This is a genomic window from Paenibacillus plantiphilus, from assembly GCF_927798095.1.
Taxonomy (GTDB): Bacteria; Bacillota; Bacilli; order Paenibacillales; family Paenibacillaceae; genus Paenibacillus_Z; species Paenibacillus_Z plantiphilus.
In genome coordinates this window covers 106599-125104 of the sequence record NZ_CAKMMF010000002.1, presented here as the reverse complement: position 1 = coordinate 125104, position 18506 = coordinate 106599, and the positions used below count along the sequence as shown (strand labels likewise).

Annotated in this window: 15 protein-coding genes; 13 read left to right on the top strand and 2 right to left on the bottom strand. The window is 49.3% G+C overall.

What is annotated here, in order from left to right; translation table 11 throughout:
* The 3 genes from L6H65_RS01965 to murA all read left to right on the top strand — a co-directional run.
* A partial coding sequence (locus L6H65_RS01965; protein ID WP_236338639.1) for a S8 family serine peptidase occupies positions 1–2772 on the top strand: 2772 nt, incomplete at its 5' end.
* Positions 2773–2806: 34 nt separating this feature from the next.
* Positions 2807–3058: a DUF1146 domain-containing protein gene (locus L6H65_RS01960; protein ID WP_236338638.1), complete on the top strand. Its 252-nt coding sequence runs from the start codon at positions 2807–2809 to the stop codon at positions 3056–3058.
* Between the two features lie 215 nt (positions 3059–3273).
* Positions 3274–4656 (top strand): UDP-N-acetylglucosamine 1-carboxyvinyltransferase, encoded by a 1383-nt coding sequence (murA, locus tag L6H65_RS01955; RefSeq protein ID WP_236338637.1) that lies wholly within the window; start codon positions 3274–3276, stop codon positions 4654–4656.
* A 755-nt stretch (positions 4657–5411) separates the two neighbouring features.
* Here murA and L6H65_RS01950 read toward each other — a convergent pair.
* A complete protein-coding gene (locus L6H65_RS01950) occupies positions 5412–6665 on the bottom strand; it encodes a transposase (RefSeq protein WP_236338636.1) in 1254 nt (417 codons plus the stop codon).
* 609 nt (positions 6666–7274) lie between these two features.
* On the opposite strand from L6H65_RS01950, the gene spoIID reads away from it, so the two are divergent.
* The 7 genes from spoIID (at position 7275) to L6H65_RS01915 (ending at position 12948) form a co-directional block, all read left to right on the top strand.
* On the top strand, positions 7275–8273 hold the full coding sequence (gene spoIID / locus L6H65_RS01945; protein WP_236338634.1) for a stage II sporulation protein D: 999 nt from the start codon (positions 7275–7277) through the stop codon (positions 8271–8273).
* A gap of 73 nt (positions 8274–8346) precedes the next feature.
* Complete coding sequence (locus L6H65_RS01940) at positions 8347–9078, top strand: M23 family metallopeptidase (protein WP_236338633.1); 732 nt, start codon at positions 8347–8349, stop codon at positions 9076–9078.
* Between the two features lie 207 nt (positions 9079–9285).
* Positions 9286–9573: a sporulation transcriptional regulator SpoIIID gene (spoIIID, locus tag L6H65_RS01935; RefSeq protein WP_090575384.1), complete on the top strand. Its 288-nt coding sequence runs from the start codon at positions 9286–9288 to the stop codon at positions 9571–9573.
* Positions 9574–9676: 103 nt separating this feature from the next.
* Complete coding sequence (locus L6H65_RS01930; protein ID WP_236338632.1) at positions 9677–10672, top strand: rod shape-determining protein; 996 nt, start codon at positions 9677–9679, stop codon at positions 10670–10672.
* A gap of 171 nt (positions 10673–10843) precedes the next feature.
* A complete protein-coding gene (locus L6H65_RS01925) occupies positions 10844–11704 on the top strand; it encodes a flagellar hook-basal body protein (RefSeq protein ID WP_236338631.1) in 861 nt (286 codons plus the stop codon).
* Positions 11705–11748: 44 nt separating this feature from the next.
* Positions 11749–12570 (top strand): flagellar hook-basal body protein, encoded by an 822-nt coding sequence (locus L6H65_RS01920; RefSeq protein WP_236338630.1) that lies wholly within the window; start codon positions 11749–11751, stop codon positions 12568–12570.
* An 18-nt stretch (positions 12571–12588) separates the two neighbouring features.
* Complete coding sequence (locus tag L6H65_RS01915) at positions 12589–12948, top strand: DNA-directed RNA polymerase subunit beta (RefSeq protein ID WP_236338629.1); 360 nt, start codon at positions 12589–12591, stop codon at positions 12946–12948.
* 142 nt (positions 12949–13090) lie between these two features.
* On the opposite strand, the gene L6H65_RS01910 is transcribed toward L6H65_RS01915, so the two are convergent.
* Entirely contained in the window at positions 13091–15274 is a 2184-nt protein-coding gene (locus L6H65_RS01910; protein WP_236338628.1) for an Ig-like domain-containing protein, read from the bottom strand.
* Between the two features lie 242 nt (positions 15275–15516).
* Here L6H65_RS01910 and L6H65_RS01905 point away from each other — a divergent pair, with 242 nt between their 5' ends.
* From L6H65_RS01905 to L6H65_RS01895, 3 genes are all read left to right on the top strand, one after another.
* A complete protein-coding gene (locus L6H65_RS01905) occupies positions 15517–16092 on the top strand; it encodes a CDP-alcohol phosphatidyltransferase family protein (protein WP_236338627.1) in 576 nt (191 codons plus the stop codon).
* Positions 16093–16246: 154 nt separating this feature from the next.
* Positions 16247–16678 (top strand): 3-hydroxyacyl-ACP dehydratase FabZ, encoded by a 432-nt coding sequence (gene fabZ / locus L6H65_RS01900; protein ID WP_236338626.1) that lies wholly within the window; start codon positions 16247–16249, stop codon positions 16676–16678.
* Positions 16679–16761: 83 nt separating this feature from the next.
* Positions 16762–18468 (top strand): phospho-sugar mutase, encoded by a 1707-nt coding sequence (locus tag L6H65_RS01895; protein WP_371877617.1) that lies wholly within the window; start codon positions 16762–16764, stop codon positions 18466–18468.
* Positions 18469–18506: the final 38 nt, after the last annotated feature.

Genomic DNA, 18506 nt, shown 5'->3' with positions numbered 1-18506 from the left:
ACCGCTCCTGCGCCTTCGGCGGCGGAGAGCGCGATCGGCCTGGCGGAGCCAGCCGACCCCGCCGCCGCCGAAGGCGCAGGCGAGGAGCCGCGAAGCTGGCTCCTCAAATGGCGCGACCCCGCGCAGGCGAAGCCTCTGCACGGGACAAAGCTGCTCCACCGCCTGGATACCCCGGCGGCGGTAGACATTGTCCGCCCCCAGGACCCTGGGGCGGACGTCGAAGAATGGCTCCGGCGGCTCAGCGAAACGCCGGGCGTCGAATACGTGCATCCCAACAGCAGAGTCGAGCTGTTGTCGGCGACAGCAACCAACGACCCTGAGCTATCCAAGCAAAAGCATTTGGATCAGATTGGGGCCAAGGAAGCATGGGCTATCGCTCATGACCAGCGGGATATCACGATTGCGCTTGTCGATACAGGAGTGGATATCGATCATCCAGATTTGAAGGATAATTTGGTTGAGGGCAGGAACCTCGTGTCGCCGGGCAAGCCGCCAGAGGATGACAACGGACATGGAACGAGTGTGGCGGGAGTGCTGGCAGCTGAAGGCAATAATGAGAAGGGCATTGCCGGTATACTGTGGCGTGCCAAAATCATGCCCATCAAAGCACTTGATAGCGAAGGCTATGGAGACGAGGAGCGACTGGGCGAAGCGATTCTGTATGCGGTCAAAAACGGTGCGCGCATCGTCGTGCTTTCCGTAGGCCTATACCGTTATTCACCTTTCTTAAAGGACATTGCGCTGTATGCCGAGAGCAAGGGTGTGCTGCTTGTAGCGGCCAGCGGTAATGACGGATTGGCGCTCGGATCTAAGGCGGAGGTGAAGTACCCGGCTGCATACCCAACAGTTCTTGCCGTATCGGGAGCGACATCTGACGGTAAGCCGGAGCCCAGATCCAATCCGGGTTCAGAAATCGATATTGCGGCACCTTGGAATGTGTACACAACTGCGCTTGGCGGTGGTTACAAGCATGAAGAAGGCACATCAATGGCAGCACCTCAAGCTGCAGCCGCAGCGGCGCTTGTCTGGTCGGTGCATCCGGAATATAAACCCTACCAAGTCCGTGCGGCATTGAGGCAAAGCGCCAAGGATATAGGAGCTGCTGGATTCGATAATAAGACCGGTTACGGTCTGCTTCAACTTAAACATGCGCTTACCCTTGAGCTTAAGACAGATGCATATGAACCGAATGACAGTCGGGATAATGCGAGACGATTTCCGTTAGGCTCCAAAATATCGGCAGAGCTCAGCGGCGGCAAGGATAGAGATTGGTACATCATTGAGGCGCCATTCGATGGCGTTATATCGATACAATTTCAAGGGATCATTAATGCTGGAGCTACGCTTCCCACGGTCCAGATGACGCATTATGCCGGGAACAAAGCGCAGAGCTCCAAAGAAACGAAGCTGGGCAATCAGACTATAGAATGGAAGGTTAAAAAAGGGCGCAACTACTTTGAACTGAAGTTTTTCAAGCAGGTTACCCAAATGCAGCTGCCGTATTTATTGACATCGACATTCAATGTAAGTCCTGATGAGTATGAAAGCAATGATAAACAATATGAAGCGTCGACGCTTGCTCCAAAAAGCCAGACGATAACAGGCAACTTTCATCAAACAGGGGATCGTGACTGGTATGTTATTAATTTCACAACGGGGGGAACATTGAAGCTCTCAGCATCAACCGATTCAGCACGAGTGGATCTTGCTCTGGCTATTCAACCCAGAGATGATGCTATGCAAGAGCTTGATGAGAACTCAGAAGGCGAAGGAGAAGCGTCGGGGGCAATATCGGTCTCGCCAGGTGCCTATTATATTCGCGTTCATAATGCCATGTCGGCACAAGCGAGCCCAACTGCATCACAATATCAGCTTCAAATCGAATTCCAGACCCGGTATACCGATCCAAATGAACCGAACGACAAATCATATGAAGCGACTGGAATTAAGCCGGGCTCCGAATACGTAGGCGTATTTAGTTCCAAGAACGATGTGGATTGGTATCAGCTTCGATTGACCAAACGGAGCATAGTCCGTTTAACAGTGAGCGGAATTCCAACCGACACTCGTATGAAGGCAGAATGGTTTGACAAGCGTCAGAAATCGATATACTCGCTTCAATCTGATAAAAACCGCACAGTAATGGTTAAGGAAGAGATACTGGAGCCAGGCGTATATTATTTCAAAATGACCGCAGCTGCCCCTTTTGACAAGCAATATTACACAGTACGTATTAATGCGGATGAGATGGTGGCGGATTTTCGAGATATCGCCGGACATTGGGCTGAATCAGTTATCGTCCAGCTTAAGAGTAAAGGAATTATAGGCGGCAATGGCGGCTACCGTTTTGAACCTAATCGTCGAATAACGAGAGCAGAAGCCGTATCGATGCTTGTTCGGGCTTTTAATCCCAGTGGCGGCGGCTCCGCAGTATTCAATGATGTATCGACCAAGCATTGGGCTCATGGAGCGATAACAAGAGCAGTTGGAGCAGAATGGGCGGCAGGATATCCAGATGGGAAATTTGGACCCGACAAATCCATTACCCGTGAAGAAATGTCTGTAATGCTTGCCAGAGCGCTAAAGCTGCGAACAGTGAAACCGGTTCAAGATCCATTCACTGATGTGGAGCAAACACGATGGTCGGCAGGTGCGCTTCTTGCCATGAAACAGGAGCAGTTGATTGGCGGGTATCCCAATGCCTTGTTCAAGCCGGAGCAGCATGCAAGCAGGGCTGAGTTTGCATCAACACTCATACGGGCATTAAAGTAACTTATAAATTTCGCTTATCATTTGGAGGATTGAAATGGATTTGAATCAGATTGCCCAAACAGCTGGTCAGCAAGCATTATTGTCCATCATAGTTGAGCTTTTCGCCATCGTTGCGGCATGGATGGTGCTGCAGGAAGTGAAGCTGGAACAATTGCTGCGAAGACCGCGAAGCATTCAAGCTCGTATATTGCAAATCATGCTGGCAGTCATTATGGGGCACTTATTGGCCGGGTTTTTGCTTGACTATTGGAAGTGGTCAGGCCTGCTTCGAGGGCTAGTCGAATAACAATGCTGAAACATGTCAACAATGGGTAATACATGACGGTAGCAAAAATGAATCCGATTCCGAATGATATAGAATGTCCAAATTCGACAGGAAGAAAATAACGCTTGTCGATTTGTGTAAATGGATGTTAAGATGAGGGTTGGGTATTGTACCCTAGTACCATAATTTTCAGAATTAGGTATAACAATCTACTGCGCGCGGAGGGAAACCTTAAGATGAGCAAAATAATCGTCCGCGGTGGTCAGCGACTTTCCGGGAATGTTAAAGTAAGCGGCGCTAAGAACGCTGTACTGCCAATTCTCGCGGCCACATTACTAGCAAAAGAAGGAGAGAGCGTCATATCTGACGTCCCCTTTCTTGACGACGTTATTACGATACAACAAGTACTTTCTGCCTTAGGCGGAAAGTTAACATACGAGAACGAGACGATGCGCATCTCCGCGCAGCAGCTTACATCATTTGAAGCTCCTTATGAACTAGTTCGTAAGATGCGGGCCTCGTTTCTCGTTATGGGACCGCTGCTTGCTCGGCTTGGATGTGCCAGAATTTCACTTCCGGGCGGATGCGCCATCGGGACTCGTCCGATCGATCAGCATTTGAAGGGCTTTGAAGCGATGGGAGCCGAGATTGTTCTAGGTCAAGGCTACATTGAAGCTCGTACAGAGAATCGCCTGAAGGGTGCCAAGATATACCTCGATGTTGCCAGCGTTGGCGCAACTGAGAATATTATGATGGCAGCCTCGCTTGCTCAGGGCACAACGATAATTGAGAATGCGGCTAAGGAACCAGAAATCGTAGATCTCGCTAACTATCTGAATGCAATGGGCGCTGTAGTTCGCGGGGCGGGTACAGGGCTGATACGGATTGAGGGCGTAGAGCAATTAAATGGTGTTGCACATACAGTAATTCCTGACCGCGTTGAAGCGGGTACTTATATGATAGCAGCTGCGATCACAGGCGGCGACGTTCATATTGAAGGTGCTATTGCGGATCACTTGGCACCTGTTATATCCAAAATGCAAGAAATGGGTGTAGAGATTACAGAGTCCGATAATGGCATTCGGGTGAATGCGTCTCGCAGTCTTAAGGCAGTCGATGTGAAAACATTGCCTTACCCGGGATTTCCGACAGATATGCAGTCTCAGATGATGGCCTTGCTGATGGTTTCTGAGGGAACAAGCATTGTAACGGAAACCGTGTTTGAGAATCGTTACATGCATGTCGAAGAATTCCAGCGCATGAGCGGTCAGATTAAGGTAGAAGGCCGTACGGCTATCATTAGCGGCGGATTTCCGCTTTCCGGTGCCAAGGTGCGGGCGACTGATTTGCGTGCAGGCGCAGCGCTGGTCTGTGCAGCCTTGTTCGCCGATGGTGAAACAGAAATTTCCGGCATCCACCATGTTGACCGCGGTTATGTCGATATAACGGGCAAGCTTGCAGCATTAGGTGCTCAAATTGCACGAGTAGAGAGTACGGAAATGACCGTTCTCCCAGTGGCGGAGACTGCAGCGGTTGAGAAGCTTAAAGAACCGGCTGATTATGATTTCAAGAGGGACAAAGAAATCCCGCGAATCAAAGCTCAACCAACCTGGGCATAAAATAACAAGTGCATACAGCACCCTTCTTCAGTTTCTTTTATGAAGAAGGGTGCTTTCTTTAATCCAACAGTTCCTTGCATAGTAGCCCCCCTGACCATCACAGTACCTTTTTATACCTTATGGCCACTATCCCCATGGCTCAGATTTCATTGAAACAAATTTGGCGCTAGTAATGCCGTGTGCTCATGCTTGAGCTTCAACTTCAAATTTATGTCTTTGACTGCGAATATGTGTCGCCCCATCGAGCGCTAACTGCTGTGCATGATGCAGAAACTGCTTAAGATATCGCTGAAGGCTCAAAACCAAAATCCATGATTGACGAACTGATAGAACAAGCATCTTTCTGAAGGCCTATAAAAAGCATCCATGATTGACGGACTCATTGAACAAGCATCTTTCTGAAGGCTCATAAGAAGCATCCATGGTTGATGTCTCATCGAACACGCCTCTACGGGATCGGAGGGTTATTCTGATCAGTATTAGAGCCTCAATCGACGGAGCCGTCATTACTTTCTTACCTTCTTTACCTTGTTTTTCATCGAAGCTGTTTACTTCCGTCCCGGCTAGTTTCTTCTTATCAATAGCGTGATTTACTAAAATAGCAACAAAAGCCGCTACGGGGGGCAGAATGAACTTCCGAGCGAGCGCTGTTATTCCCCGTTTTTCTGATGAGAGGAGTCAGGGTTGGATTCTGGAAAGAAAGGTGAACCTAATACTTCTACAGTATCCTAATTTCCTGCTCCGCTTCTTGCCGTTTAGGCAGCTGACGAGTTTAAGACTTGTTTTAAAGAGGCTCTGTCGTTGCGTGTTAATGTGGCATATGTGATAGTCTTTGTTGAGGCTGCTAACTGGAATAGCCGATTAATAGCTGATACGTTCTGCATGGGATGATTCCAATGGAAACAGAATTCGTCCAAATAAGCTTGTAGATGTTTGGGGCCGATGCCATGATACACCTCATTCATCCAGTTGCTAGCCCTTTTGCAGCAAAGAAGCAGCGGCTGATATCCACGAAGATAATATCGTCTGGTTTCAATGGCAATGTCAGACACCTTGGAGGAGGATACATTATGCTTCACAAAATGGTCAGTACCGTAACGCAACACGCCATTAGGGGAGAGGTGCTCAGGGAGCAGTTGTTTGATTTTGATATGAGTCAACTCCCCTTGCGGATCGAGGGAAGCGCCGACCAATAGCGGATGTTCTTGTTTATGCCGATGAACGGTCGGATTATAAGGTCTGCCATAGACGGCTGCATTCACGCGCACTGTGCCCTCAAGAAGCATGCTTGCATTTGCTTGAATAATGATGAAGCGAAGCTTGTGCAGGATTAGCCATGCTGTTTTATAAGTGACACTGATGGCAGCGGCAAGCTTGACAGCATTCATAACCATATGAGGGCAGGCCAATAGAAAAATGGCTTGGAACCACTTGGTTAAAGAAGTGCGGCTGCCTTCCATAACGGTATCTTTAATAAGAGAAACCTGATAGTGGCAAACAAGACATTCGTATAAAGGGAGTCGGCGAGTACGAATTTCGCAAGCGCGTGTATAGCCGCAGCGAGGGCAACAGTAGCCTTTAGGCCATTTGGATTTAAACAAAGCTTCGATACAGACCTCCTCGGAGTGGAAGCGGCTGCAAAATTCTTCGAAGCTCAATTTCTCCGAACCGAACATCCCGAAACCGAGATTCTCTAATGGAACAGATCCATGCTGTTTCGAACTTAATTTCTCAAAATTTGTCTTGTCGAATAAAACCTCTCTACGTGTTGTCTTATCGAGTAAAACCTCTCTATCTGTTTTCTGACCGAGATGTGAGTTCTCGATCGAACCCGCCCCGCGTGTTCTCTTCCCATACTGGACCTTTTCTAACATCGCTTTCATGAGCTTTGCCTTTTCGAGCTGTATCTTCTCAATCATTGTTGTAACGTTCGTCGTCTTACCGAAAGTCGGTTGCTCAAGCTTCGCCTTATCGAAATTTTTCTTCACGCGGCCCGTGTGCTTGTACATTCCTCAGTCCTCCAGTTTCCTCTATCCGATTTGCCCTAATCCGTTCATGCAAATTCAAATTAGTTGAAAGCCCGGAAGTTGAAGCATCCCCGAGGAACACACAATAAATAAGAACGTTTGTTCCTATTCGAATAATAACAAACAAACGTTCTTATTTCAACAAAAATTTTCCATAATCCTAAAATTATTATTGGCGGTTTATTCAAGGTACGCTTTTGAACATGGAGATGGAAGTATGGAATATAATCGGATACGCATGCTGGCATCTTAACTGAGTCTTGGGGATAGTGGCCAAAAGGCGCGAAATAGGTCATAGCCCTGCCCCCTAACCGCCCATAAGGTCTGTCAAACGAGCCCCGGATGCACTCGCAGCCGCTTTGTCAATCCAATGTACTATCCTATCAATTGCATTCATAGACTTTAGAGCATGAAAGTTGAAAGAGGAAGGAGATTGCGATGGGACGGTTGCGCTGGAATGCTGATAAGCAATACCGATGGAGATTTGGCACGGGGCGTTGGTGGATTTTTTTTGCTGGTGGAGTGGCTGTTGTTGCTCTTGTAAAAGGATTTGCTCTGACTCATATATTTCCGCACCAGGAGGAGCGGAGTTTGCCGGTTCATGTCGTTGTCGAGGAAGAGCAGCAGTTGCCGGTTGCTGCATCAAAGGCAGAATCCCCCGCACAGATTCGTAAGGGTCAATCGGACAAGAATGTTTCGACAGGGGACAAGCTCAGCAGTTATGATCGGCTTCGCGTGCAAGTCTATTTGGCAACGGACAAGCGAATGGAGAAGCTGCCGATCGAGCTTTATGTAAGAGGTGTCCTTGCTGCTGAGATGCCCATAGAATTCGAGCTGGAAGCGCTCAAGGCGCAAGCGATTGCCGCAAGGACCTATATATACCGCAGATTGTATGCGGGAGAGAATGACGGCCTGCCGCCGAATGCAGCGAACGCTGATGTAACTGATTCGGTAAAGCACCAAGTGTATCTTTCGTTAAACGAGCTGTTTTCCCGCTGGAAAGGAGAGCAGAAGAAGGTTAATCTGAACAAACTCAATCAGGCGGTCGAAGAGACGAAGGGTCAAATTATTACTTATGGGAATGAGCCGATACAAGCGGCGTTCTTCTCTACGAGTAATGGATTTACGGAGAATGCAGCGGATTACTGGTCGATGGACCTGCCCTATTTGCGGAGTGTGGCAAGTCCTTGGGATAAGGATTTATCGCCCCGCTACAAGGAAATAACAACGTTCAAGCTGTCTGATGCAGCCGAAAGGCTGGGTGTGAAGGCCAATGAAATTCGAAGCATGCGGGTTATTGAGACTACGGAAGGCAAGCGGGTGAAGGAGGTCGCGATAGGCAAGAAAAGATTTAGCGGGCGCGAGGTGAGGGAGAAGCTGGGGCTTGCGTCTTCCCAATTCAATTGGACGATAGAGCAGGAGTTTATCTCTATTACTACGTATGGCTTCGGTCATGGCGTTGGCATGAGTCAGTGGGGAGCAAACGGAATGGCCAAGGAGGGAAGCACAGCGGAGCAAATCATTTCTCATTACTACACGGGCACGCAGGTTGAACAAGCTTCTAAACTACCAATACCGGGTTCATCTTGAAATCTTAAAAAATGTTATCCCTCACGTATAATCTGCTAGGTTGTGGCAACAATGGCTAGTGAGGTGATGGATAATGAATGATCAAAACAAATCCAAGCTTAAAGAAGATGCTCCCAAATCGCTCGGAATGGGAGAAACTGCTGTAAGGCCATCAGCATGGAGAAAGCTGTTGTCGAAGAAATGGACAGCACCATCAGCATTTATGGCCGCGGCAGCAATCATCGTAACCTTAATGTGGATCTACGGAGGAGCGGACAAAGCATCTACGACTACTGGCAACAAGAGCCTCGAGGTCAGTCAAGGTACAGATGAAGGGACGGACGCAGCAATCGACAGCGACACGCTGGAAGTGGCATCGTCCAATGAGACGCTGCAATGGCCAGTGCTCAATCATGCCGAACTGACTGTAACTGCCCCATTCTATGATTCCGAAGCTCCAAGTGAGGAGCGTCAGGCGGCAATGGTTCAGACTGGAAATACGTTTACACCGCATATGGGCATTGACTTGACAAGCAAGAATGATAAGCCCTTCGATGTCATGGCAGCTCTCAGCGGCAAGGTGACGGTTGTGGAGCAGCATCCTCTCATTGGCCACATTATTGAGATTAAGCATGCGGATGGAATTGTAACGGTGTATCAAAGTCTCTCGGACGTGCAGGTGAAGGTTGGCGATGAAGTAAGACAGGGCACGCTGATTGCGAAAGCTGGACGCAGCGAGCTTGAGAAGGATCTTGGCAGCCATCTGCACTTTGAGGTGCGGGAGAATGGCAAGGCAATGAACCCGAATATTCTGCTGGAGCAGTAGAGCTTGTTCGCTCTTTGCGGCAGGGCATGGCAAAGGCAGGGACTTCCCTGTCTTTTTGCTCGTTTCCAGAGTGTTTGCCGCTTTTGCTCAAGATCGCTTTTTTGAAAATATTTGCATGATCTGAGCTTGTCACGCTTGGACATAAAGAATATATACCCGTACCCCTCATATACTGTACCAAACTATCTCGAGTAGGGAGGCGGGAACGTGCACGATTACATCAAGGAACGGACCATAAAGATCGGCCGTTGTATCGTCGAGACGAAGCATACGGTACGAACGATAGCCAAAGAGTTTGGCGTCTCCAAAAGCACGGTTCATAAGGATTTGACCGAGCGTCTACCGGAAATAAATCCTGATTTGGCGGACCAGGTGAAGCACATTCTGGAGTACCACAAATCGATCCGGCACCTGAGGGGAGGGGAAGCGACAAAAATCAAATATAAGAAATCCAGCGGCCGTAAACGCGAGGTTCTGGCTGCAGCAAAATCGTAAGCGATTTTTTCTACAAAAATAGAGGAATTTCGTTCAATTTAGCGAATACTGTACGAGATGAACATTGAATCGACTACTATTCGCGTTGGAGGACCTACGACTTATGTTTAGCAAGGATATAGGAATTGATCTTGGTACAGCGAATGTCTCTATTCATGTGAAGGGAAGGGGCGTCGTTCTCGATGAGCCTTCGGTTGTCGCGATCGAAAGCGAGACGAAGCGTGTGCTGGCTGTTGGAGAAGAAGCACACCGTATGGTGGGACGGACACCAGGCAATATAATCGCCATACGCCCGCTCCGGGACGGCGTTATCGCCGATTTTGAAATTACAGAATTAATGCTTAAAGCTTTTATTAGCCGTGTCGGCGGCCGCTCCTGGTACAGCCGTCCGCGAATTCTTATTTGCGCGCCCACGAATATTACTTCCGTGGAGCAGAAGGCGATTCGGGAAGCGGCTGAACGAAGCGGAGCTAAAGACGTGTTTTTGGAAGAGGAACCGAAAGCGGCAGCAATCGGCGCAGGGATGGATATATACCAGCCTAGCGGGAATATGGTTGTTGATATCGGTGGTGGTACGACAGATGTTGCCGTCCTTTCTATGGGCGATGTCGTTACCGCCTCTTCTATTAAAGTCGCAGGGGACAAGTTCGATGCTGCGATTATGAAATATATTAAGAGCAAATACAAGCTCTTAATCGGGGAACGGACAAGCGAAGACATCAAGATCAAGATCGGCAAGGTATATGATGATGGTCGCAATGAAGAGATGGATATCCGCGGTCGTGACATGGTAACCGGTCTTCCGCTGACGCTAACGATTCGTTCAAGTGAAGTGCGTGAAGCGTTATGGGAACCGGTATCGTCCATCGTCTCGGCGGCAAAATCCGTTCTGGAGCGCACTCCGCCGGAATTGTCGGCCGATATTATCGATCGCGGCGTTATTCTGACCGGTGGCGGCGCGATGCTGTCAGGTCTTGATGCGCTGCTGGCGGAAGAGCTCAAGGTGCCGGTATTAATCGCGGAAGATCCCATGCATTGCGTAGTTAAGGGAACGGGATTGCTATTGGAGTACTTGGACCGTGTTCCAAGAAAGCAATAGCAGCGCTGAGCATTTGTTCACAGGTAGGACGCTTTAGGGGAGCGTGCCGAATGAATAAATGAGTCTTAAGCCGCATGGACGTCTATTCATCATGCGGCTTCATTATCCGATATAACTTATAGAAACGGAAATGATTGCAGCGTACGCTTTTGATGCCAGGAGGTTTGCTCCATGTTAAGAGGTCTCTATACAGCTGCCGCAGGTATGGTCGCGCAGCAGAACCGTCATGATACGGTTACTAATAATATTTCAAATATTAACACGCCGGGTTATAAGCAAAATAACGCGGTTACTCGTTCGTTCCCGGAGATGCTGCTGCAGCTCACTGGAGCCGATCAAGGACAGACTGCGATCGGACGGGTCAATACCGGTGTTTTCGCAGAGGAAAGTCTGCAGATCCAGCTGCAGGGCGATCTGATGCAGACGAATCGATCCAGCGATTTCGCCATCATGTCCGATATCGCAGTGCCGGGAATCACATTCGATGCTTCGGGCAAATATGTTTCGGAAGAAGGCGAGCTGACATTCCAGCCACAGGCATTCTTCACGATTGAGGATGCGGCCGGTGAGACCCGCTATACGCGAGCTGGCAACTTCACAGTGGACGAGCAGGGTTATCTCACGATGGCAGATGGCTCCCGTGTGGTTGGAGCGGCCGGCACGCCCATTCAATTGCCTGCGGGCATCTCAATGGATCAGCTGACCATGTCGCCGGATTTTCAATTAATCAATAACGTGACAGGCGCTTCTGTCGGCGGGCTGCTCCTTACGCGAGTGGATAACCCGAATGAGCTTGTTCGTGAAGGGGACGGCAAGTTCCGTCTACTGGGCGATCCAGGCAGCGCTCGTCCGCTTGAAGCGGGAGATCGCGTTGAAGTGCGTCAAGGCTACATAGAACGTTCTAATGTCGACCCTGCGCAATCGATGGTTGACCTGATGTCCGCCATGCGTGCTTATGAAGCGAATCAGAAGGTCGTTCAGTTCTATGACCGAAGCCTGGAGAAGGCTGTCAATGAAGTAGGACGAATCTAATTTACCGAGTCAGTTATTGATGTGATATTGAAGGAGGCCGCCACATGAACGGCTCTATGATTAACGCGATGGTATCGATGAACGGATTGCAGCAGAAGCTGGATATGCTCGCAGACAACATCGCAAATTCAAATACGGCAGGCTACAAACGAAAGCAGGGGACCTTCGAGGATCTGCTTACTACGATCAAGCAGCAGCCGGAGGTATTCACACAACCCGGCAGGCTTACACCGCTTGGCTTCAACCAGGGCTGGGGCTCGCGGTTGACAATGATTCAGCCTGATTTGTCGCAGGGACCGCTGCAGCAGACGAATGAGCAGTATGATGTCGCCATTGAAGGCGATGCTTTATTCGAGGTTATGACCGATACAGCAGGCAATCGCGCCTATACGAGAGGTGGTGCGCTTCAAGCCTCCTTCGACGCTGCTGGAACGAATATTTTGACGACTAAGGATGGCTATCCGCTTACTGGTGTTAACGGGCAGCGAATTGTCATTCCGGCAGAAGCAAAGTCGATCCGGATCGGAGCAGACGGAACAGTTCAGGGTATTCTGGTGTCAGGAGCAGCGATTGGGCTGGGGCAGCTGAGAGTTGTACAAGCGGTTAAGCCTGCTCTGCTTACTCAAGTTGCGGACAACCTGTTCACTGTTGCGGACGGCCTGAATGCCGATGATATTGTACGTACGATAACAGCCGGTGGAGATAATGGCGTAGCGATTCATCAGGGCTACCTGGAGCAATCCAATGTGAATCTTACTGAAGAAATGACAGAGCTGATTAATGTGCAGCGCGCTTATCAGTTAAGTGCAAGAGCGTTGTCCTCAAGCGAAACGATGATGGGGCTCGCCAACAATCTGCGCGGGTAGGAAATGAGTTGAACAAGTATGGAAACGAATAAAGAGACTGTTGCCGGATATAAAGGTGTTACTCATGCGGAGCGATCCGGTTTATTAGGTGAATCTGCAAGACATAATCCGGAATCAGGAGCATCACAATTAAGCGGGCGTGTAAGTCGAAGTAAAGCTCGTGAAGAGCAGGATCAACCAAGCGGCCGTTCGAAAAAGCCCTTGGCTCTTCGAGTTTTTCTCTGGTTGCTGATCAAAAGCATCGTTCCGATCCTTTTTGTCATCATATTGATCGTCGGTTTATATGTCGGGTTCGTCGTTATAGGCAACAAGCCGTCTTCTGATGTTTTTCAATGGGCGACTTGGAAGCACATGTACGATCTCGTATTCGCTGAATAATTATTGATAAGCATGATGCATAGAAGATGCCTCCAAAACCACTATAGAAGTGGGGCTGGAAGCATCTTTTTTTATTCTATGTGGGGGCTGGGAGGGGGGTTATTTCCCTAACCAGCCCTTCTTAGCTTGAAGGTTGCTGTGCCTACTGCTTTGCTGTTACTCTTACTGTGACATTTTTGCCTTCATAGACGGCTTTAATGGTAGCTGAGCCTTTGCCGATAACAGTAATTACGCCTCCAGATACGGTGGCCACTTTGGTATTGGAGCTTGTCCATACGGCGGTTTTTGTTGCGTCTTCAATTCTGCCGCCCTCGTAAAGAGCACTGACTTTGATTGTTTTGATATCGCCTGGTTTAAGGGCTAGTGTCTTCTCGGATGCTTCCAGCTTCTTGACCTTATGTTTGACTATGATAATAATTTCTACAGTCTTCTTCTGATACGTTCCGGTTAGCTTGCCTGTTCCTTCTGTCAGTGCTTTGATCGTGCTGCCATTGATTGTAGCAAGCGTATCGGGATTAATCGTCCAATTCATCTTGGAGCCGATGGATACGGATTTGCCGCTCTTATAGATGCCGGTCACTTTAATCGATTTGGTGCGACCGGGATTGAGCGATATTGCTGCTGCTTCTACGAATACTTTCGTAATTTCCTCTTCAATCGTCACTTTGACCGTTGTCGACTTGCCGAGATAAGTAGCGGTCAATGTGGCATTGGCAGCGCGCAAGCCCTTCACGTTAGGCGCTTTGATGAGAAGGTATGGGGAAGAGCTCTTCCACGTAACCTTGTCTGTTACATCGGTTTCTACTCCGCTCTCGCTAGTCATTGTTATTGTCGGAAGCTTGGTGTCTGTGCCGATAACAACAGATAGATTTTCTTGACTCGGCGTTAGAAGAACCGGCTTCTCATGCACGTTGATCGTTACTTTCACTTCATGATTCTGAATAACGGCTTTTAATTCCGCGGTTCCCACTGCTTTGGCTGTCCATTTGCCGTCAACTAAAGCGACGATGGATTCATTGCTGCTCGTCCAGCGCACAAGGCTAGACACGTCTACGGTCTCTTCTGCAAGAGATTTGGCGGTTACTTTGGGGAGCGCGATCGTCTCATCAATGAAGGCATCTACTTTGTCCTTGGCAACTGTAAGGGCGCTCACTGTAGGATATACCGTGATCGATATTTCCTTGGTCAATCCCTTGTAAGCTGCCTTGATCATTGTTGTGCCGATTCCTTTAGGTGTTACAAGACCGTTACTGCTAACGGTTGCTGTATAGACGTTGCTGGAGGTCCAGGTTGCCAGCGCTGTTACATCCTCTACGATGGAAGGGCTATCAAGCACCTCTACCTTGAACTGCACGGCAGCGTCCCTGAGCGTCAGATGCTGTTCATCCTTAGGCGTGATCCGCATAGCCTCATAGGCAGGGCGCACAACTACGGTAATGGTATCGCTTGCTCCGAGATGAAATGCTGTGATCGTTGCAGTTCCTGTGCCGACTGGAGTAATCGTTCCTTTGTCAACTGTTACGATGCCGGCGTTGGAGGTCGTCCAGGTATAAGCGTCATTGCCAATATTCGCAACGCTGCCGTCCTTCGACAATGCGGTTACGGACAAGAGCACGTCGGCTGCGCCCATTTTGAATTCTACCAGCTTGCCTGGCGTATTAATGGTTACAGACTTGTAAGGGGAGGTTACTTTAAGCTTAATGGTGTCAGAACGTCCCTTGTATTTACTCGTTATTGTTGCTTCCCCTGCTGAGATAAGCTTTACTTTACCGGCGCTGACTGTAGCGACTTCGCTATTGGAGCTCGTCCATTCTACACCGGTTGTCACAACCGTATCGACTCCGTCCTTCGTTGCTGTCAGCCCGTATACAGGCGCTTGACCGAGCTCGAAGTCGGCTGTTTCAGGGGCGCTTGCGCCACCAGAAGTAATCTTCACGCTATCATATTTATATTCCGAGGCAACATTCAGCGTTACCTTGAAGCCCTTGTATTGCGCGCTTATTTGCGCACTGCCGTTGCTTATGGCGGTCAGGGTTCCTTTATCTACTTTAACTACGGAAGAATTGGTGGTTGCCCATACTGCATCCTGCGTGACATCCTTGCGAGAGGTCGTGCCTTGGATCGTTGCATTTAACTTGAGGATTAAGGCTTCGTCATCAACAAACAGCTTTGCCGGCGATGGTATAGTTTCGAATTCAATACCGGTTACGGTATCCTCGGCAAATGCGATTCCAGAGAAAGCGGACAGTGTCAAAGCGATCGCCAGCATACTGGCCAGCCAAGAGCGCGCAAGCCGATTCTTAACGGCCAATTGTAATTTGTTCATGATGAATAGTTTTCCCTCCAGCTTCAAAAATTTCTACTACTATATATAGTTAACGGCTAGAAGGACGCGAAATTGAAGACTTTCGCCATCAATTTCCATATAAATTGTGCATTTAGGATATAGGAATTAGGACAAAAGGCGTGGAAGCCGTCTGTTCAAACAGTTTTATTTTTCCTAGTGTAGAGGTATAATGGTTGGGGAACTTTGAAGCGTCATCCCAAAAGGTAAGGAGGCGTGAGCGTATGAATCTACCTAATATGTTAACAATGCTGCGGTTTGCACTGATTCCCGTTTACGTCGCCATCTTTGTACCTGGATATATGAAATGGGCGTTTGCAGTTATTGTCGTTGCTGGCTTGACCGATGTGCTGGACGGTTATCTTGCCCGCAAGAACGGCCAAGTGACTACGATTGGCGCCATGCTTGATCCGCTTGCAGACAAAACGATGATGATTACGGTCATTCTATCACTGCTCATTACCGGACATATTCCGTGGAGCGCTGGAGCTGCTATTTTCATAAGAGATTTGGGCATGATTGCGGGATCGGCATTTTTTCATTTTCGGGGGATGAAGACAGTGCCGGCAAATTGGATGGGGAAATTAACGACGGTGCTTTATTATTTGGCTATCCTCTTTATTTTCTTCGAAATGCCGTTTGCCAAAACTTATTTGTGGGGAGTCATCGTCTTTTCTTTTGTAACATCCTTCATTTATATCCTTCTGTTTGTTGGGTTGAACAAGGGGAAGGCTGCTGCGGAGGAACAGACGCTTATGACGGATGAGGGTGACAGAGTCAAGGAACGCCGTCAAGCCTGACGTTACACAAAAGAAGCTTGGCCGCAAGACACTTCGGGTCATCCGGCCAAGCCCCCTTATCTCAACCTCCATGTCTGCAGTTCACGAAGGATGGACTTATTGTGGCTAATATACAATGTTTTTATAACTCGAAATGATGAAAGGGGTAAAATTAATGCTAGATATTCGACAAATCCAGGAAATTATACCGCATCGACCGCCTTTTCTGCTCATTGACCGTATTTTGGAGGTTGAAGTCGGGAAGCGTGCTGTCGGCATTAAGAATGTGACGATGAACGAGCCGTTCTTCACCGGCCACTTTCCGCAATATCCGGTTATGCCGGGTGTTCTTATTGTGGAGGCGCTCGCACAGGTAGGGACGGTTGCGATTCTGATGGTTGAAGGAAACCGCGGTAAAATCGGCTTCTTCGCAGGCATCGATAATTTCCGCTTCCGTGGCCAGGTTACGCCAGGAGACACGCTGACGCTGGAGGTCGAGATTATCCGTCTGAAAGGAATTATTGGCAAGGGTAAAGCTGTGGCGAAGGTTGGAGACAACGTCGTAGCGGAAGGTGAAATTATGTTCGCGTTGAAAGATCCCGAGTAGTAGGGCTGCTCACGCAAAGACAGGCTTCTCATTAAAGATAGGCTACATAAATATAATATGGACTCACTGGAGAGGATGGATCGATGAAGATGACACCAATGAATCGTTATGAAGCATGGCTCAATGACGCGCTTATTGATGAGGCAACGAAAGAGGAGCTGGCGGCTCTTGCCGGCGATGCCAAGGAAATTGAAGATCGATTCTACCGTGATCTGGAGTTCGGAACGGGCGGTTTGCGTGGTGTTATGGGCGCGGGGACGAATCGCTTGAATAGGTACACAGTCGGCAAAGCAGCGCAAGGGCTTGCCCAGTGGGCGCTCGGCAAGAGCGACAAGCCTTCTGTCGTGATCGCGTATGATTCGCGCAACAACTCCCCTCAGTTTGCACTGGACGCCGCTCTTGTGCTTGCCGGCAACGGAGTGACGGCTTATGTATTCCCTTCGCTGCGTCCAACGCCGCAATTGTCGTTTGCTGTACGCAGTCTGGGCGCTACGAGCGGAATTGTTATTACAGCGAGTCATAATCCGCCAGAGTACAACGGCTTCAAGGCTTATGGCTCGGATGGCTGCCAGCTTGTGCCGGAGGATGCGGAGCAGGTGATTGGCGCGATTCAGAAGGTGACGAGCTTTGACTTGGTGCGTCGCTTGAGCCGTGATGAAGCGGAGGCCAAGGGGCTGCTTCGCTGGCTCGATGAAGAGGAAGACCGCAAGTATGTGGACACGGTAGTATCCAACAGTCTCAATAGCGAGCTGCTGAAGAATGGCGGACTTGGAGACTCGTTCAAGGTGGTGTTCACTCCGCTGCATGGCGCAGGCAATCAGCCTGTTCGCCAGGTGCTGGAGCAGGCTGGCTTCAGCCATGTCTATGTTGTTCCCGAGCAGGAGCAGCCGGATGGCTACTTCAGCACGGTGAAATCGCCGAACCCGGAGGAGCGCGAAGCGTTCACGCTGGCCATTGGACTGGCGCAAAAGGTTGGCGCAGACATCATTATCGGCACGGACCCGGACTGTGATCGCATGGGGGCGGTCGTCCGCAATAATGAAGGCGAGTATGTCGTGCTGACTGGCAACCAATCGGGTGCGATAATGGTCAATTATTTGTTGGGTACACTGAAGGAACGGGGCAAGCTTCCGGATAATGGCGTAGTTGTCAAAACGATTGTTACTAGCGAGATGGGCGCGGATATTGCCCGTCATTATGGCGCTGAGGTCGTCAATACGCTGACTGGGTTCAAATATATCGGTGAGAAAATGACGCAATATGAACAGTCCGGCGAGCGGACATTTTTGTTTGGCTATGAGGAAAGCTACGGTTATTTGGCAGGCACGTATGCGCGTGATAAGGATGCGGTTATCGCTTCCCTGTTGATCTGTGAAGCGGCCGCTTATTATAAGAGCCAGGGAAAAACGCTGTATGATGTGCTGCAGGAGCTGTACGCACAGTTCGGGACTTATCTGGAGGCGCTGGAATCGCGGACGCTTAAAGGCTTGGACGGCGTGCAGAAAATTGCGTCGATCATGGATGACTGGCGCAGCAATCCGCCATCTGAGGTGGCGGGTGTCAAAGTGGATGCGATGCTGGATTATTTGAGGGGTCTGGACGGACTGCCAGCCGAGAATGTGCTTAAATTCATGTTAAGCGACGGCTCGTGGTTCTGTCTTCGCCCATCGGGCACGGAGCCCAAAATAAAAGTATATTTTGCTGTTCGCGGAACGACGCAGGATGAGGCGGTTGCAGCTGTGAAGCACCTGACGCAGGCGGTTATGGAACGAGTAGACAACAAGGCTTAAGGAGTGGAAAGTGTGCAGCTAAACTGGCAGCAATGGAA

Excerpts from the sequence above, each read along its gene's own strand:
- fabZ (WP_236338626.1), top strand. The coding sequence starts at position 16,247 with ATGCTAGATATTCGACAAATCCAGGAAATTATACCGCATCGACCGCCT.
- L6H65_RS01950 (WP_236338636.1), bottom strand. The coding sequence starts at position 6,665 with ATGTACAAGCACACGGGCCGCGTGAAGAAAAATTTCGATAAGGCGAAG.
- murA (WP_236338637.1), top strand. The coding sequence starts at position 3,274 with ATGAGCAAAATAATCGTCCGCGGTGGTCAGCGACTTTCCGGGAATGTT.
- L6H65_RS01925 (WP_236338631.1), top strand. The coding sequence starts at position 10,844 with ATGTTAAGAGGTCTCTATACAGCTGCCGCAGGTATGGTCGCGCAGCAG.
- L6H65_RS01910 (WP_236338628.1), bottom strand. The coding sequence starts at position 15,274 with ATGAACAAATTACAATTGGCCGTTAAGAATCGGCTTGCGCGCTCTTGG.
- L6H65_RS01940 (WP_236338633.1), top strand. The coding sequence starts at position 8,347 with ATGAATGATCAAAACAAATCCAAGCTTAAAGAAGATGCTCCCAAATCG.
- L6H65_RS01915 (WP_236338629.1), top strand. The coding sequence starts at position 12,589 with ATGGAAACGAATAAAGAGACTGTTGCCGGATATAAAGGTGTTACTCAT.
- L6H65_RS01905 (WP_236338627.1), top strand. The coding sequence starts at position 15,517 with ATGAATCTACCTAATATGTTAACAATGCTGCGGTTTGCACTGATTCCC.
- L6H65_RS01895 (WP_371877617.1), top strand. The coding sequence starts at position 16,762 with ATGAAGATGACACCAATGAATCGTTATGAAGCATGGCTCAATGACGCG.
- L6H65_RS01960 (WP_236338638.1), top strand. The coding sequence starts at position 2,807 with ATGGATTTGAATCAGATTGCCCAAACAGCTGGTCAGCAAGCATTATTG.
- L6H65_RS01920 (WP_236338630.1), top strand. The coding sequence starts at position 11,749 with ATGAACGGCTCTATGATTAACGCGATGGTATCGATGAACGGATTGCAG.
- L6H65_RS01930 (WP_236338632.1), top strand. The coding sequence starts at position 9,677 with ATGTTTAGCAAGGATATAGGAATTGATCTTGGTACAGCGAATGTCTCT.